This window comes from Pseudomonas sp. LBUM1656, from assembly GCF_059716065.1.
The window spans coordinates 6,126,574-6,139,324 of the sequence record NZ_CP166800.1; the positions used below are offsets into that span (position 1 = coordinate 6,126,574).

Consider the following 12,751-nt stretch of genomic DNA (forward strand, 5'->3'; position numbering starts at 1 on the left):
GCTGTGCCTCTGACGATCAAAAGATCGCAGCCTCGTTTCACTCGACAGCTGCTACATCCGAATGCGATCCCCTGTAGCAGCTGTCGAGTGAAACGAGGCTGCGATCCTTTTGATCTTGAGAATGAAAAAGCCCCGACAAGTCGGGGCTTTGGGATGACGCTTAAAGCTTACTCGCCGATGGCGGCCTTGTAGCCGGCTGCATCGAGCAGCTTGTCCAGCTCAGCCTTGTCGCTAGGCTTCAGTTTGAAGATCCACGCGCCATATGGGTCGGTGTTGAGCGACTCAGGCGTAGCACCCAGGTCTTCGTTGATCGCGATCACTTCACCGGAAACCGGGGAGTAGATGTCGGATGCGGCTTTAACCGACTCAACCACACCGGATTGATCACCGGCAGCGAAGACTTTTCCGACTTCGGTCAGCTCAACGAACACCACATCGCCCAAGGCTTCCTGAGCGTGATCGCTGATGCCCACGGTGACGGTGCCATCGGCTTCCAGGCGGGCCCATTCGTGACTTTCGGCAAAACGCAGGTCGGCAGGAATATCGCTCATGTTCTGTGTCCTCAAGAGAATTGTCAGCGGTCGTTGCCCGCCAAAAAGGTTAGATCAAGGTTTTGCCATGGCGTACGAAGGTCGGTTTGACCACTCGGACCGGGTACCACTTGCCACGGATTTCCACTTCTGCGCGGTCGGCAGTTGCCATCGGCACGCGCGCCAGTGCTATCGACTTGCTAAGCGTAGGAGAGAAACTACCACTGGTGATCTCTCCTTCGCCAACATTGGCGATACGGACTACTTGATGAGCGCGCAAAACCCCACGTTCCTCAAGGACCAGACCGACCAGTTTGTGCTGTACGCCACCCGCCCGCTCGGCTTCCAGGGCGCTGCGACCGATGAACTGGCGAGTCGCCGGTTCCCAGGCGATGCTCCAGGCCATGTTCGAGGCCAGTGGTGAAACGTCTTGATGAATATCCTGACCGTACAGGTTCATGCCGGCTTCGACACGCAAGGTATCTCGGGCGCCCAGACCAATGGGGGAAATGCCCGCGCCCACCAGGTCGTTGAAAAACCCGGGGGCCTGATTGGCCGGTAGAACAATTTCCAGACCGTCTTCACCGGTATAACCGGTGCGCGCGATGAACCAGTCGCCGTCAGGCTGGCCTTCAAAAGGCTTGAGCATCTGGATCAGGTTGCCGCGGGACTGGGTGACCAATTCGGAAATCTTGTGCCGGGCATGGGGGCCTTGAATCGCCAGCATCGCCAGTTCGGAGCGCTCGTTGAGCTTTACATCGAAACCATCGATATGAGCCTGCATCCAGGCAAGATCCTGATTGCGGGTGGAAGCGTTGACCACCAGCCGATAACCGTCCTCGAGACGGTAGACGATCATGTCGTCGACGATGCCGCCGCGCTCGTTGAGCATGGTGCTGTACAAGGCACGGCCGGGGCTGTGCAGGCGCTCGACGTCATTGGCCAGCAAATGCTGGAGCCAGGCTTTCGCCTGAGGGCCGCTGACATCGATCACGGTCATGTGGGATACATCGAAAACCCCGCAATCGCGGCGCACCTGATGGTGTTCCTCGACCTGCGAGCCGTAATGCAAAGGCATATCCCAACCGCCAAAATCGACCATCTTCGCGCCGAGGGCGAGATGAAGGTCATACAGAGGCGTACGCTGTCCCATGGGTTTCTCCTTCCGGGCGTGGCGAAGGTGCGGGCAAGTGCTTTACGGGCGAAAGCCTTGAAATAGAAGGCTTTCAGCCGATGTCAGCTACTGAGTCCGTAGGACGGACCGCACCGAATGCCGCGCATTGTAGCCTCAAGGTGTAGGACTGACACCTAGGCGTTTCGATGCGCCGAACGTCGAATCAATCCGATGACCGGTAATAGTCCGACCAAAACCAGGGTCAAGGCTGGCAACGAGGCCCTCGCCCACTCGCCTTCGCTGGTCATTTCAAAGATCCGCACCGCCAGCGTGTCCCAGCCAAACGGGCGCATTAGCAGGGTCGCGGGCATTTCCTTGAGTACATCGACGAACACCAGCAACGCAGCGCTCAACGTGCCGGGCAGCAATAACGGCAGATACACTTTGAAAAACAGTCGTGGCCCACTGACGCCAAGGCTACGTGCCGCTTCGGGCAAAGATGGCCGTATTCGCGCCAGGCTGCTTTCCAGCGGCCCGTAAGCCACCGCGATGAAACGCACCAGATAGGCCAGCAATAACGCCGACAGACTGCCCAGCAGCAATGGCTTGCCAGCGCCGCCGAGCCATCCCGACACCGGGATGACCAGCTCGCGATCCAGATAACTGAATGCCAGCATGATCGACACCGCCAGCACCGAACCCGGCAAGGCGTAGCCGAGATTGGCCAGGCTGACACCGGAGCGGATCGCCCGGGTCGGCGCCAGTCGCCGGGCAAATGCCAGCACCAGGGCAACGCCGACGGTGATCAGCGCCGCCATACCGCCCAGGTACAGGGTGTGGACGATCAGCCCGGCGTAACGTTCATCCAGGTCGAAGCGTCCTCGCTGCCAGAACCACACCACCAGTTGCAGCATCGGAATGACGAAGGCGCAGGCGAACACCAGGCCACACCAACTCATGGCCGCCAACGCCTTGAAACCCCGAAGGTTGTACAGCGCCTTGACCCGGGGTCGCTCATTGCTCGTACGGTTGGCCCCGCGCGCACGACGTTCGCCATACAACACGACCATCACCACCAGCAGCAACAGGCTGGCCAGTTGTGCGGCGGTGGAGAGGCTGAAGAATCCGTACCAGGTTTTGTAGATGGCCGTGGTGAACGTGTCGAAGTTGAACACCGACACCGCACCGAAGTCCGCCAGGGTTTCCATCAGCGCCAACGCCACGCCGGCACCAATGGCCGGCCGCGCCATGGGCAAGGCAACGCGCCAGAATGCCTGCCACGGCGATTGACCCAGCACACGCGCCGCTTCCATCAAGCCTTTGCCCTGAGCCAGGAACGCAGTGCGCGCCAGCAGGTAAACGTAGGGATAGAACACCAGCACCAGAACCAGGATCACGCCGCCGGTGGAGCGCACTCGCGGTAATCGCAGCCCGCTGCCGAACCATTCGCGCAGCAGGGTTTGCACGGGGCCGGCGAAATCCAGCAGGCCGACGAAGACGAAGGCCAGCACATAAGCCGGAATCGCAAAAGGCAGCATCAGCGCCCAGTCCAGCCAGCGTCGCCCGGGGAATTCGCAGAGGCTGGTCAGCCAGGCAAGGCTGACGCCAAGGAGCGTGACGCCGAAACCGACGCCGAGTACCAGCGTCAGCGTGTTGCCCAGCAGGCGCGGCATCTGGGTGTCCCAGAGGTGGGACCAGATTTGGTGATCGATGGTTTGCCAGGAGAGAAACAGCACGCTCAGCGGCAGCAGGACCAGCGCAGCGATGGCGAAGACCAAGGGGTACCAGCGGCGTTGGGCGGGGTGGGCCAAGGAAGTTCTCTAGTAAATAGGGGAGCCTACGCAGGTCCGCAGTCAGCTCCAATCTGTGGCGAGGGAGCTTGCTCCCGCTCGGGTGCGAAGCAGCCGCAGGAGGTTATCAGATCATCTTGAACAAGCGGTGTTAGACATTTGGGTTGCTTCGCAACCCAGCGGGAGCAAGCTCCCTCGCCACAGGTAGCCGCCCCCGAAACTACAGTGAAGGTCAGTTCCAGCCCGCCCGATCCATCATCCGGATCGCTTCAGCCTGGCGCTTGCCAGCAATCTCAACCGGCAACGTATCCGCCACAAACTTGCCCCAACTCGCCACTTCCGCAGACGGCTGAACGGCAGGGTTGGCCGGGAACTCCTGGTTCACGTCGGCGAAGATCTTCTGCGCTTCAGCGGTGGTCATCCATTCAACCAAGGCCTTGGCCGCTTCCGGGTGCGGTGCATGCTTGGTCAGGCCGATGCCCGACAGGTTGACGTGGACGCCACGATCACCCTGGTTCGGCCAGAACAGCTTCACCGCCAGGTCAGGTTTTTGCTTGTGCAGGCGACCGTAGTAGTAAGTGTTGACGATGCCCACATCGCATTGGCCCGCGTTGATCGCTTCCAGCACCGCGATGTCATCGGAGAACACATCGGTGGACAGGTTATTCACCCAGCCCTTGAGGATCTTCTCGGTTTTGTCGGCACCGTGTACTTCGATCATGGTGGCCGTCAGGGACTGGTTGTAAACCTTCTTCGCCGTGCGCAGGCACAGGCGACCTTCCCAGTTTTTATCGGCCAGCCCTTCGTAAGTGGTCAGCTCGCCCGGCTTCACCCGAGCGGTGGAGTAGGCGATGGTCCGCGCCCGCAGGCTCAGGCCCGTCCAGGCGTGTGCGGAGGAGCGGTATTGCAGCGGGATGTTGGCGTCGATCACCTTGGAGGTGAACGGTTGCAGGATGCCCATCTGCTCGGCCTGCCAGAGGTTGCCGGCATCGACGGTCAGCAGCAGGTCGGCGGTGGCGTTCTCGCCCTCAGCCTTGATCCGCTGCATCAACGGTGCTTCCTTGTCGGTGATGAACTTCACCTGCACACCGGTTTTCGCAGTGTAGGCATCGAAGACCGGTTTGATCAGCTCGTCGATACGCGAGGAGTAAACCACCACCTCGTCGGCGGCCTGGGCAACGGTGCTGCCGATCAGGGTCAGGGCGAGTGCGGTCAGTAGACGCTTCGGTGCCAACATGGGAGCGGTCTCTCGATTGGGAAAAGTGAGGGCAAATGATAAGGACTCACATTTACCATCTCAATCGATCAGTTGGTGGAGGAGTTACCAGATGTTGCACCACTTGAGAAATGTGGTGGATGTTCCGGCCCCTTCGCGGGCAAGCCCGCTCCCACAAGGATCTCCGGTGTTCACACATATGCATGTACACCACCATACCTGTGGGAGCGGGCTTGCCCGCGAAGAGGCCTTCAGCCGCGAAGAAAATCTCAGGCCTTGGCGAGTGCCGGCAAATCCCCGATCAACCCCAGCGCTTCCCGCACGAACAACGCCTTGGCCTCGGGCATCTGGTCGACGATCTTCAACCCGGTATTACGCAACCAGCGAACCGGCAACGGATCAGCCTGGAACAGACGCTCGAAGCCTTCCATCGCCGCCATCAACGCCAGGTTGTGCGGCATGCGCCGACGCTCGTAACGACTGAGCACTTTCACATCCGCCAACCGCTCACCGCGCTCCGCCGCTTGCAGCAGCACTTCGGCCAGCACGGCGGCATCGAGGAACCCGAGGTTCACCCCCTGCCCGGCCAGCGGGTGAATGGTGTGGGCCGCATCACCGATCAGCGCCAGGCCTTCCGCCACATAGCGCTTGGCATGCCGTTGACGCAGTGGCACGCACACACGCGGGTCGGCGCTGAGCACCGTGCCGAGCCGGCCTTCAAAGGCACGTTCCAGTTCGAGACAGAAACCGGCGTCGTCCAGCGCCATCAGCCGTTCGGCTTCACTTGGGGTGGTCGACCAGACAATCGAACACCAATCCTGCTGACCATCTCGTTCCAACGGCAGAAACGCCAGCGGACCGTTATCGGTAAAACGCTGCCAAGCCGTCATTTGATGAGGTTTGGCACTGCGCACGCTGGTGACGATCGCGTGGTGCAGATAATCCCACTCCCGCGTTGCCACACCGGTCAGGCGCCGAACCGCCGAATTGGCGCCATCCGCCGCAATCACCAACGGCGCACGCAAGGTGCGGCCATCGGCCAGGGTCAGCAGCCAGTCATCGCCGGAGCGGCGCATCTGCTCCAGGCGCGCATTGGCCAGCATCCCTAGGTCGCAATCGTGCAGACGATCCAGCAAGGCATCCTGAACCACGCGATTCTCGACGATATGGCCGAGCACTTCGGCGTGCACACTGGTTGCCGAAAAATGAATTTGCCCGGTGCCGCTGCCGTCCCAGACGTGCATGTCGGTATACGGGCTGCTGCGCCGGCGGGCGATACCGTCCCAGACACCGAGGCGTTCGAGAATCCGATGGCTGGCCGTCGACAAGGCGCTCACTCGCGGTTCGAACGGCGACTGTTCGTCGAAGGGCTTGACGCTCATCGGGCTGCCGTCCAGCAGCAGGACTTCCAGCCCGCTGTCCTGCAACGCCAGCGCCAGGGCGCTACCGACCATTCCAGCCCCGACAATCAGCAGATCTGCGCGCATTTCCATGCTTTAAGCCTGTCTCGCTTGCGGCTTGAGCCGCACGTAAAGGGTTTTTCCGACCCGCGCCACCAGGTTGCCGGCGCCGTCATGAATATCGACCTGCAACTGCGGCAGGTATTTTTCGCCGTCCGCCGTCTGCCGGCGGATCTCGTCAAGCAAGGTCTCGTCGATGCTGAAACGGGCGAACACCGGGCCTTTGCCCGGCGCGATGAAATCGATGTCAGCGGCCTTGTCCCAGACGATGTATTGACGCCCGAGGTTTTCCATCAGCATCAACATGAAAAACGGATCGACCATCGAATACAGACTGCCGCCAAACTGCGTGCCGACATAATTGCGGTTGTACCAGCTCAAGCCCATGGACACTTGAATGTCCCGGAAGTCATCGCTGATGTGCCGCACCCGAACCCCGGCGCCCAGGTATGGCGGATAGAAGGACATAAACCAACGCATCAACCGCGCTTTGCCGAACGTGCCAATCAGCCACTTAAGCATCAGGACGCGTGCCCAGTCCCATGGCCTGTCGGGCAAACCAGCGTTTGGCCGGTGGCAGCAGATCGAGGCCGAGCAGGCCTATATTGCGGCCAAACGAAACCAAAGGCTGGGTGCTGCCGAACAAACGGGTCACCTGATCGGAGAAGCCCACGGTCAGGTTCTGATCCATGCGCTGACGCTCGCGATAGGCCTGCAAGGTCGCGAAGTCGCCGGGGGATGTTTCGCTCGCCAGCAGCGCATCGGCCAGAGCCTGAGCATCACGCAGCGAGAGGTTGAAGCCCTGACCGGCAATCGGGTGCAGGCTGTGGGCGGCGTTGCCAAGGATCGCCAGATGCGGACGCACCTGCTCTTCGGCTTCGATCAGCGTCAACGGATAAAGATGCCGCGCGCCCACCTGTTTCAAAGTGCCAAGGCGATAACCGAACACGCCCTGCAACTCGCTGAGGAAGCTCTTTTCATCGAGGGCCGCCAACCGTTGCGCGTCCATGCCCAATCGGGTCCAGACCAGTGCGCAACGGTTTTCCGGCAATGGCAACAACGCCATCGGGCCGTCATCGGTGAAGCGCTCAAAGGCCATGCCGTTGTGCGCTTCGCTCGGCGTGATGTTGGCGATCAGCGCGCTCTGGTTGTACGGACGCTTTTTGATGCCGATCCCCAGTTGCTCGCGCAGGCCCGAACGGCCGCCATCAGCAAGCACCGCAAGGTCACATTCCAGAAGGGTTTCATCGTTGAGGGTCAGGCGATAGCCATCGGTCAACGGCTCCATGCGCGTGACTTCCGCCGGGCAACGCCAGGTGACAACATCCTTGTCCAGTCCCTGCCAGAGGCATTGGCCGAGCCAGGCGTTTTCCACCACATAACCCAGCGCTGGAACGCCCTCTTCCATCGCTGACAATCGTGCCGTGGAGAAACGCCCACGGTCGGAGACATGAATCTGTTTGATCGGCTCGGCGCGGCGGGAAATTTCCTGCCACACGCCCAACCGTTGATAAATCTGCTTGGCACCGTAAGACAGCGCCGAAGAACGGGCGTCGTAGCTCGGTTGATAGGTGTGGCCGGGGGCAAAGGGTTCGATCAGCACGATCTTCCAGCCACGGGCCTTGGCCCCGGCCTGCAACGCCAACGCCAGGCTGGCGCCGACCAGACCACCACCGATAATTGCCAGATTGACTCGACTCATGCGGCTTGTGCCCGCGCGGCGGCCATCAAGGCCTCGATTTCGGCGACCGTTTTCGGTACGCCTTGGGTCAGGATTTCACAACCGGTTTTGGTGACCACCACGTCGTCCTCGATGCGTACGCCAATGCCGCGCCATTTCTTCGCTACATTCTGGTTGTCCGGGGCAATATAAATACCCGGCTCCACGGTCAGCGCCATGCCGACTTCCAGCACGCGCCACTCGCCGCCGACCTTGTACTCGCCGACGTCATGCACATCCATGCCCAGCCAATGGCCGGCGCGGTGCATGTAAAACGCCTTATAGGCTTCGCTCGCGATCAACTCGTCGACGTCGCCCTGCAACAGGCCCAATTTCACCAGCCCGGTGGTAATCACCCGGACCGTGGCTTCGTGCGCCTGATTCCAGTGTTTGTTCGGGGCGATTTCGGCGAATGCGGCTTCTTGCGACGCCAGCACCAGCTCGTAAATCGCTTTCTGCTCCGCTGAATACTTGCCGTTGACCGGCCAGGTGCGGGTGATGTCGCTGGCGTAGCAGTCGATCTCGCAACCGGCGTCGATCAGCACCAGGTCGCCATCCTTGAGCACCGCGTCATTCTGCTGGTAATGCAGGATGCAGCTGTTGCGCCCCGCGGCGACGATCGAGCCGTAGGCCGGCATCTTCGCCCCGCCCTTGCGGAACTCGTAATCAAGTTCGGCTTCAAGGCTGAACTCATGCAGCCCGGCCCGGCTGGCCTGCATCGCCCGGATATGCGCCTGGGCGGAAATCCGTGCGGCTTCGCGCATCACCTTCACTTCTGCCGCCGATTTATACAGGCGCATGTCGTGAAGCAGATGATCCAGGGCAACGTATTCGTTCGGCGGCTGGGCGCCGAGGTGCGCTTTAGAGCGGATCACGTTGATCCACTCCATCAGGTGCCGGTCAAATTCCGGGTTGCTGCCCATGGCCGAATACACCCGGTCGCGCCCTTCGATAAGGCCCGGCAGAATGTCGTCGATGTCGGTGATGGGAAACGCGTCGTCGGCGCCGAAGTCGCGGATCGCGCCTTCCTGGCCGGCGCGCAGGCCGTCCCACAACTCGCGTTCGGCATTGCGTTCACGGCAGAACAGAATGTATTCGCCATGTTCGCGGCCGGGCATCAGCACGATGACGGCCTGAGGCTCGGGGAAGCCGCTGAGGTACTGGAAGTCGCTGTCCTGACGGTAGACGTGCTCGACGTCACGGTTGCGAATGGCCACCGCGGCGGCGGGCAGAATGGCGATGCTGTTGGGTTCCATCTGCGCCATCAGGGCCTTGCGGCGACGGCCGTATTCCGATTTCGGGATATGAATCATGGGCAGATGGCTTTCCCTGGCTCGCGATTAATGCAACGACGGCTTGGCTGCAGCCGGTGCATCTGCTTTTTTGGTTTCGGAGAACAGCAGCAGCGGCGCAACGCGCAGGTATTCCATCACTTCCATGTAGTCGCTTTCGCCGTCTTCGGACTCTTCCAGGGCGTCTTGCACCTGGGAAATGGCGGCCAGATCCTGCAACACTTCGGTGGCTTCAGTGCTCAGCATGCTGCTGTCACGGCAGTTCAGGCCGAAACCGCTGAGGAAGCCCTGGCACCATTGGCCCAGTGCAGCGGCACGGTCAGCCAGCGGTTCGTCATCGGTTGGCAGCAGCAGAACGACGGTCACGTCGTCGCCGGTGAGTTCGCCTTTGACCATCTCTTGCAGGCCGATCAGGGCATTGCGGACATTGTCCTGTGGCTCGGTTTCGAGCAGCTCGGCGGCATCGATCAGCCATTCTTCTGCATTGAAACCGGCACCGGCGCAACTGCGGCCGAGCAGCAGGCCATGCAGTTCGGCAGGCGAGACGTTATGACCGCTGGAAGTCAGCAGTGTGGCGAAGGCTTGGTACGGAGAATTCTGAATGGGCATGGGCAGCTAGGCGCCAGACGGCGCTATGTCTAGAATGAAGGCCTTGTATCCTACATCGACAGACTCGCCAAGACTATTAAAGGCTGTCCGCCCGTTACCACCCATCAGACTATTCAGTGGACACAATGGAAGACACCGACCTGCAAGCACTGATGGCCAGACTCGAACTGCTAATTGATCGGGTCGAGCAACTTAAGAGTCAAAACGGACTCCTATTAGCTCAGGAAAAAACCTGGCGCGAGGAACGCGCTCACCTCATTGAAAAGAACGAAATCGCCCGGCGTAAGGTCGAATCAATGATTTCGCGCCTCAAGGCCCTGGAGCAAGACTCATGAGTTCAAGCAATAGCGTTACCGTGCAGATTCTCGATAAAGAGTATTCGATCATTTGCCCCCAGGAAGAGCGCAGCAATCTGGTGAGCGCCGCCCGTTACCTGGACGGCAAGATGCGCGAAATTCGCAGCAGCGGCAAAGTCATCGGTGCCGACCGTATCGCCGTGATGGCCGCGCTGAACATCACCCACGATCTTCTGCACAAGGAAGAACGCCCGGATGTGCAGGCCAGCGGCTCGACTCGCGAGCAGGTTCGCGACCTGCTGGATCGCGTCGATCTGGTGCTCGCCACCGATCCGGACGTCACCAAGGGCTGAAACGTGAAATCGCTTGGGGTATACTCGCAACACTCCCTGGGGTGCTTGCCAGTTGGCGATGTCCCTGAGCCGATTTGCTATACCCTGGAGGTTGCACGTTGGGCTGGTGTGCATGTCCGCTAGACGGAAAGCCTTAAAGCCTACTGCATCTTCCACCTTGAACTTTCGGGTTCAAGGGCTAAGTCGACAGCGGTACATCCGGGGAGCCTGATTCCAGTCCGATGCCGGTTTAAATACCGGCATCGGCTTTTTTACGGGTACGCTTTATGTATCCGTCCTGTCGAAGCCTGAATCCATGACCGAACCTGCGCTGCTGCCCCGCCCGCAACTTCGACGCATGCTGCGCAAGGCCCGCCGCGCACTGACACCGAGTCAGCAGCGCCAGGCTGCTCGCGGGCTGTACAAACAATTGGCCCAGCACCCGCTGTTTCGTCGCGCAAAACACATCTCTCTTTATCTGCCCACCGACGGCGAAATCGACCCGCGCGTGCTGCTGCGCGCTGCGCAACGTCGGGGCAAGGCGACTTACCTACCGGTGCTCAGTGCCTGGCCGCGAACCAAAATGGTGTTCCAGCGGATTCGTCCTGGTGAAAAGCTCAAGCCCAACCGCTTTCGTATTCTCGAACCCCGGCACAACCTCGCTCGCCAACGCAAAGTCTGGGCGCTGGACCTGGTGCTGTTGCCACTGGTGGGGTTTGACGACGTTGGCGGCCGCCTGGGAATGGGCGGTGGCTTCTACGATCGAAGCCTCGCCTACCTGGCGCGCAGAAAAAACTGGCGCAAGCCGACGCTGCTGGGGCTGGCCCATGAATGTCAGAAGGTAGAACGATTGGCGCAGGCGAGCTGGGATGTGCCGTTGCAAGGAACGGTGACCGACAAGGCGTGGTATTTCGCAGGTTAGACGCCACCCGAATCAGCGGCGTCCGAAAGACAGGCTCAGCGCTTGAAGGCCGACGGCTGTTGTTGCTGCGCGATTTCGATCGGCGCGTCGGTCTTGTTGTTCCACAGGCTTTGGGCATAGCCGGTGGTCACGACGCCGAGGCCGAACAAAATAACCAAAATCCATAGTAAATCCGGTTTGCGTTTCATCGATTGCCCCCCAAAGGCACATCAACACGATGACAGCAGCGGTTTCCGTTGTAGGTGTAGGCCGTGCAGCAGCGTCAAGCTTAGAAGGCCGGCATTTTGCGGCAACGTGAACTGACACGCAAACGCTGGCGTCAACCGACTGTCGGTTTGTCATAAAATTGCCCGACAACTTGCCCACTCACCTCGCAAGGAGCAAAAACCATGGCCTACTGGCTAATGAAATCCGAGCCCGACGAACTCTCGATCAAAGACCTTGCGAAGCTTGGCAAAGCGCGCTGGGACGGGGTTCGCAACTATCAGGCGCGTAACTTTTTGCGGGCGATGGCGGTGGGCGACGAGTTTTTCTTCTATCACTCCAGCTGCCCCGAGCCCGGGATTGCCGGGATCGGAAAGATTGTTGAAGCGGCTTATCCGGACCCGACGGCGCTGGAGCCTGAAAGTCATTACTACGATCCAAAGGCCACGGCAGAGAAAAACGCCTGGAGCGCGATTGATGTTGCGCATGTCGAGACGTTTGCGAAGGTGTTGAAGCTGGATTATTTGAAGCAGCAGACGGCGTTGGCGGAAATGCCGTTGGTGCAGAAGGGCTCACGACTGTCGGTGATGCCGGTAACCGCTGAGCAGTGGGCGGCGGTGATTGCGTTACGGGTTTGAGCCTGTAGCGACTGCAGAAATGCCTTCGCGAGCAAGCCCGCTCCCACATTTGGTCCTGTGCCGAATGCAAAATTTTCAACCACTGGAGATCTAATGTGGGAGCGGGCTTGCTCGCGAAGACGTCAGCCCGGACAGCGAATGACTTATTGAATGATGAGGTTGTTGAACAACAAATCCTCAACCACCGGCTTGCCGGTCTCATCGTTCATCACTTGCTGAGTCTGCTTCAAGGCTTCCTGACGCAGCTTTTCCTTGGCTTCAACGTTGCTCATGGCTTCGGTCGTCTGCTGCGCAAACAACGCCACCAGTTGATTGCGGATCAACGGCTCGTTGGCCTTCACCGCTTTGGTCGCCTCTTCACCGGTCACCCGCAAGGCCACATCGGCCTTGTAGACCTTGAGCTTCGGCGTACCGTCCAGCCCGTAGTTGCCCACGAACGGCGGACTCAGGGTGATGTAATTGACCTTCGGAGCTTCACCTTCTTTGGCTTCTTCGGCCATCGCTGCCACGGGCAGAGAGAGGGCCAGCAACAACATGATCCACGCTTTCACAATTCGCTCCTTATCCGGTTTGCGGCCTAGCATAACGACCCGCCGCTCAAGCACAAGCTTATGGCTGGCTATCAGGG

15 protein-coding genes and 1 other RNA gene are annotated in these 12,751 nt (G+C 60.1%); 5 read left to right on the forward strand and 11 right to left on the reverse strand.

Features of this window, described 5'->3' with window-relative positions:
• Positions 1-167: 167 nt before the first annotated feature.
• The 9 genes from gcvH to ACA072_RS27860 all read right to left on the reverse strand — a co-directional run bounded on the left by gcvH (position 168) and on the right by ACA072_RS27860 (position 9,731).
• Entirely contained in the window at positions 168-551 is a 384-nt protein-coding gene (gene gcvH / locus ACA072_RS27820) for a glycine cleavage system protein GcvH (RefSeq protein WP_497621931.1), read from the reverse strand.
• A 49-nt stretch (positions 552-600) separates the two neighbouring features.
• Complete coding sequence (gene gcvT / locus ACA072_RS27825; RefSeq protein ID WP_497621933.1) at positions 601-1,683, reverse strand: glycine cleavage system aminomethyltransferase GcvT; 1,083 nt, start codon at positions 1,681-1,683, stop codon at positions 601-603.
• A 155-nt stretch (positions 1,684-1,838) separates the two neighbouring features.
• The gene (locus ACA072_RS27830) at positions 1,839-3,455 is read right to left on the reverse strand and encodes an ABC transporter permease (RefSeq protein WP_497621935.1); all 1,617 of its coding nucleotides are present in this window, start codon (positions 3,453-3,455) and stop codon (positions 1,839-1,841) included.
• 211 nt (positions 3,456-3,666) lie between these two features.
• On the reverse strand, positions 3,667-4,671 hold the full coding sequence (locus ACA072_RS27835; protein WP_497621937.1) for an extracellular solute-binding protein: 1,005 nt from the start codon (positions 4,669-4,671) through the stop codon (positions 3,667-3,669).
• 248 nt (positions 4,672-4,919) lie between these two features.
• The gene (locus ACA072_RS27840; protein WP_497625049.1) at positions 4,920-6,137 is read right to left on the reverse strand and encodes a 2-octaprenyl-3-methyl-6-methoxy-1,4-benzoquinol hydroxylase; all 1,218 of its coding nucleotides are present in this window, start codon (positions 6,135-6,137) and stop codon (positions 4,920-4,922) included.
• Positions 6,138-6,146: 9 nt separating this feature from the next.
• Entirely contained in the window at positions 6,147-6,632 is a 486-nt protein-coding gene (locus ACA072_RS27845) for a DUF4442 domain-containing protein (RefSeq protein ID WP_497621939.1), read from the reverse strand.
• The gene (ubiH, locus tag ACA072_RS27850) at positions 6,625-7,812 is read right to left on the reverse strand and encodes a 2-octaprenyl-6-methoxyphenyl hydroxylase (RefSeq protein ID WP_497621941.1); all 1,188 of its coding nucleotides are present in this window, start codon (positions 7,810-7,812) and stop codon (positions 6,625-6,627) included. The genes ACA072_RS27845 and ubiH overlap by 8 nt, the downstream gene beginning before the upstream one ends.
• Positions 7,809-9,143 (reverse strand): Xaa-Pro aminopeptidase, encoded by a 1,335-nt coding sequence (gene pepP, locus ACA072_RS27855; RefSeq protein ID WP_497621943.1) that lies wholly within the window; start codon positions 9,141-9,143, stop codon positions 7,809-7,811. Before pepP ends, ubiH begins: the two co-directional genes overlap by 4 nt.
• A 27-nt stretch (positions 9,144-9,170) precedes the next feature.
• The gene (locus tag ACA072_RS27860) at positions 9,171-9,731 is read right to left on the reverse strand and encodes a YecA/YgfB family protein (protein ID WP_497621944.1); all 561 of its coding nucleotides are present in this window, start codon (positions 9,729-9,731) and stop codon (positions 9,171-9,173) included.
• A gap of 125 nt (positions 9,732-9,856) precedes the next feature.
• Between ACA072_RS27860 and ACA072_RS27865 the strand changes: the two genes are divergently transcribed.
• The 4 genes from ACA072_RS27865 to ACA072_RS27880 all read left to right on the forward strand — a co-directional run bounded on the left by ACA072_RS27865 (position 9,857) and on the right by ACA072_RS27880 (position 11,281).
• A complete protein-coding gene (locus ACA072_RS27865; RefSeq protein ID WP_003177365.1) occupies positions 9,857-10,066 on the forward strand; it encodes a TIGR02449 family protein in 210 nt (69 codons plus the stop codon).
• Entirely contained in the window at positions 10,063-10,380 is a 318-nt protein-coding gene (locus tag ACA072_RS27870) for a cell division protein ZapA (protein ID WP_007942435.1), read from the forward strand. Before ACA072_RS27865 ends, ACA072_RS27870 begins: the two co-directional genes overlap by 4 nt.
• A gap of 30 nt (positions 10,381-10,410) precedes the next feature.
• Positions 10,411-10,589: non-coding RNA, 6S RNA (ssrS, locus tag ACA072_RS27875), on the forward strand.
• Between the two features lie 86 nt (positions 10,590-10,675).
• Positions 10,676-11,281 carry a 5-formyltetrahydrofolate cyclo-ligase gene (locus ACA072_RS27880; RefSeq protein WP_282479567.1) on the forward strand — a complete coding sequence of 202 codons (606 nt, stop codon included), beginning with the start codon at positions 10,676-10,678 and terminating at the stop codon, positions 11,279-11,281.
• 35 nt (positions 11,282-11,316) lie between these two features.
• On the opposite strand, the gene ACA072_RS27885 is transcribed toward ACA072_RS27880, so the two are convergent.
• A complete protein-coding gene (locus ACA072_RS27885) occupies positions 11,317-11,469 on the reverse strand; it encodes a hypothetical protein (RefSeq protein ID WP_007942433.1) in 153 nt (50 codons plus the stop codon).
• A 201-nt stretch (positions 11,470-11,670) separates the two neighbouring features.
• On the opposite strand from ACA072_RS27885, the gene ACA072_RS27890 reads away from it, so the two are divergent.
• On the forward strand, positions 11,671-12,123 hold the full coding sequence (locus tag ACA072_RS27890; RefSeq protein WP_497621947.1) for an EVE domain-containing protein: 453 nt from the start codon (positions 11,671-11,673) through the stop codon (positions 12,121-12,123).
• Between the two features lie 143 nt (positions 12,124-12,266).
• On the opposite strand, the gene ACA072_RS27895 is transcribed toward ACA072_RS27890, so the two are convergent.
• A complete protein-coding gene (locus tag ACA072_RS27895; RefSeq protein WP_208670949.1) occupies positions 12,267-12,674 on the reverse strand; it encodes a flagellar basal body-associated protein FliL in 408 nt (135 codons plus the stop codon).
• Between the last annotated feature and the right edge of the window lie 77 nt (positions 12,675-12,751).